Source organism: Mesorhizobium sp. M7A.F.Ca.CA.001.08.2.1, assembly GCF_003998455.1.
GTDB lineage: Bacteria > Pseudomonadota > Alphaproteobacteria > Rhizobiales > Rhizobiaceae > Mesorhizobium > Mesorhizobium ciceri.
On record NZ_RZPW01000788.1, the window covers coordinates 1 to 2755 of the forward strand.

Below are 2755 nucleotides of genomic sequence, written 5' to 3' on the forward strand. Positions count from 1 at the left end.
GTCGTGGCGCACGCCATTGTAGAGCATCTCCCAGATGACGCCGATGTCGGCCGGATCGCGGCCAACCAGCTGCGGCCCGACCTCATGGTTCAGCATATGGACGAGCGCGCCGTAGCTGCCGGCACTGCCGGCGGCGTTCTTGCCTTCGCCCCAGCCGACCAGCCCGTCATCGGTCTCGATGCGCAGGATGGCGGCGTCGAAGGTCGTCACCTGACCGAAGTCGCTGCGGTGCTGCCGAGCGGCTTCGATCGGAACGCGGATCCACCAGGCTTGGACGGACTTGATACGCATATTCTTCCCCAGCCCTGCGCCGGTCAGGGCGGAAGGGCGAATTTCCCTGAGGCAGTCGACTACTTGATCAGCGGCAGCAACGTTTCGGCGTTGATGCGCATCTGGTCGGTGTAGAATTTCTCGGTGAGCACGCTGGAGCCGTGGTCCTGGATGAACTTCAGCTGTTCGGGCGAGATATCGACCGGATTGCGCTCGACCATGTCGGGATAGGGGGCCGCCGGCGTCCGGTCGACGGGCGCGACGAACTCGTTGGTCAGCGCGCCGTCGTAGCCGATCTCGCGCAAGGTGGCGACGATCTTCGGCCAGTCGATCTGGCCGAGACCGGCGGCGAAGCGGTTGTTGTCGGCGACATGGAAGTCGAACAGGCGCTTTCCGGCCTGCCGGATCGCGTCATAGACGTTAAATTCTTCCATATGGAGGTGGTAGGCGTCGAGGCAGACACCGCATTCGGGGCTGACCGCGTCGGCCAAAGCCAGCGCCTGGGCGCCGCGATTGAACAGATAGGTCTCGAAGCGGTTGAGCGGTTCAACAGCGATCTTGACGCCGACCTTCTTGGCGTGGGTGAAGCATTCGCGGGTGGCGTCGACGACCCACTTCCATTCCTCTTCCTCGGTGCCGTCAGGCACGACCTTGCCGACGGTCGCCGGAACCAGCGTGATGATCTCGCCATCGAGTTCGCTGACCATGGTCAGCACGTCCTTGACATACTGAACGGAACGCTCGCGCTGGCCCTGGTTCCTGGCTGCGAGGTTGCGCTCGCCCAGCATCAGGGTCACCGCGCCCCAGCAACGAATGCCATGCTCCTTCAGCAGCGCCCGGGTCTCCCTGGTCTTGTACTGCTCGGGTTCGCCGGAAATCTCGATCGACTCATAGCCGAATTTCTTGATGCGCTTGAGCGTCGTTTCCAAGGGTTCCGCGCGCATCCAGTTGTGCGTCGAAAGATGCATGGTCTGTCCTTCCCAACTCGTCTCTATGGTTCGCCTGCGACATGCATCGCCAAAAGGCGACACAAAGGTTCCTCCCCAAGGCGTTCCCAGCCTTTTCTCGCAAACTGGTTCGACCAATTGGGCCTGAAGCGAGGTCTACAGCAAATTATCCGGATCGGCAAGAAGCGCTGCGACGCAACTTTCGCTGTGGATTATTTCCTTGATTACATTGAGATATATATGCCTGCGCCGGGTGGTTTTGGGGTCATGATGGCGCATTGCAAGGCTTGACCAAAATTCCACATTTGGTAATACCAGAATAGCGGTGCGTGCAAGCACCCGTTGAGAAAAGACCAAAGTGGCTGGCCCTGTTTCCAATCGGCGCTATGCTCGGTCGCGAGAGAAATGAGGGAGGATGCCGATGCCGACGACAATGAAGGGCCCGGGGCTGTTTCTGGCGCAGTTCGCGGGCGACGTCGCGCCGTTCAACTCACTGGCGTCGATCACCAAATGGGCGGCCGGTCTCGGCTACAAGGGCGTGCAGATCCCGACCTGGGACGCGCGGCTGTTCGATCTCAAGAAGGCGGCCTCTTCCAAGGCCTATTGCGACGAGGTGAAAGGCATTTGCGCCGACGCCGGCGTCGAGATCACGGAATTGTCGACGCATCTGCAGGGGCAATTGGTGGCGGTGCATCCTGCCTATGACGCGCAGATGGATGGCTTTGCGCCGCCATCGGTGCACAACAATCCCGCAGCCCGGCAGAAGTGGGCTGTCGAGCAGATGAAGTTCGGCGCTAAAGCATCGCGTAATCTAGGCCTGAATGCTTCAGTGTCGTTTACCGGCTCGCTGGCTTTCCCTTACCTCTATCCGTTCCCGCAGCGGCCGGCTGGACTCATTGAGGAAGCGTTTGGCGAACTCGGCAAACGCTGGAAGCCGATTCTCGACGTGTACGAGGACAACGGCGTCGATGTCGGCTATGAAATTCACCCGTCTGAAGACGTTTTCGACGGCGCCACTTTCGAGATGTTCCTCGACGCGGTCGGCGGCCACAAGCGCTGCAACATCAATTACGATCCGTCGCATTTCCTGCTGCAGCAGCTCGACTATCTCGAATTCATCGACATCTATCACGAGCGCATCAAGGCGTTCCACGTCAAGGACGCCGAGTTCAACCCGACCGGCCGGCAAGGCGTCTATTCCGGCTATCAGAGCTGGACCAACCGCGCCGGGCGCTTCCGTTCGCTGGGCGATGGACAGGTGGATTTCGGCGGCATCTTCTCCAAGCTGACGCAGTACAATTATGATTCCTGGGCGGTGCTGGAGTGGGAGTGCTGCCTGAAGCATCCGGAGGATGGTGCGGCCGAAGGCGCGCCTTTCATCGAGCACCACATCATCCGGGTGACGGAAAAGGCATTCGACGACTTCGCCGCTGGCACCACCGACAAGAAGTTGCTGCGCGCCATGATGGGAATCTAGCTCGATTTTCCCTCCCCTTCGCGGGGAGGGTGGCCCAAAGGCCGGGTGGGTCGGTTCACAC

General features: G+C 60.5%; 2 protein-coding genes and 1 pseudogene. 1 reads left to right on the forward strand and 2 read right to left on the reverse strand.

Features of this window, described 5'->3' with window-relative positions; genetic code table 11:
- Together EN914_RS30905 and EN914_RS30910 are read right to left on the reverse strand one after the other, a co-directional pair.
- A pseudogene (locus EN914_RS30905) lies at positions 1-291 on the reverse strand (mandelate racemase/muconate lactonizing enzyme family protein); the annotation flags it as partial.
- Between the two features lie 59 nt (positions 292-350).
- A complete protein-coding gene (locus tag EN914_RS30910; protein ID WP_013529508.1) occupies positions 351-1238 on the reverse strand; it encodes a sugar phosphate isomerase/epimerase in 888 nt (295 codons plus the stop codon).
- A gap of 400 nt (positions 1239-1638) precedes the next feature.
- Between EN914_RS30910 and EN914_RS30915 the strand changes: the two genes are divergently transcribed.
- Positions 1639-2694: a sugar phosphate isomerase/epimerase gene (locus EN914_RS30915; RefSeq protein ID WP_024504432.1), complete on the forward strand. Its 1056-nt coding sequence runs from the start codon at positions 1639-1641 to the stop codon at positions 2692-2694.
- Positions 2695-2755: the final 61 nt, after the last annotated feature.

Excerpts from the sequence above, each read along its gene's own strand:
- EN914_RS30915 (WP_024504432.1), top strand. The coding sequence starts at position 1,639 with ATGCCGACGACAATGAAGGGCCCGGGGCTGTTTCTGGCGCAGTTCGCG.
- EN914_RS30910 (WP_013529508.1), bottom strand. The coding sequence starts at position 1,238 with ATGCATCTTTCGACGCACAACTGGATGCGCGCGGAACCCTTGGAAACG.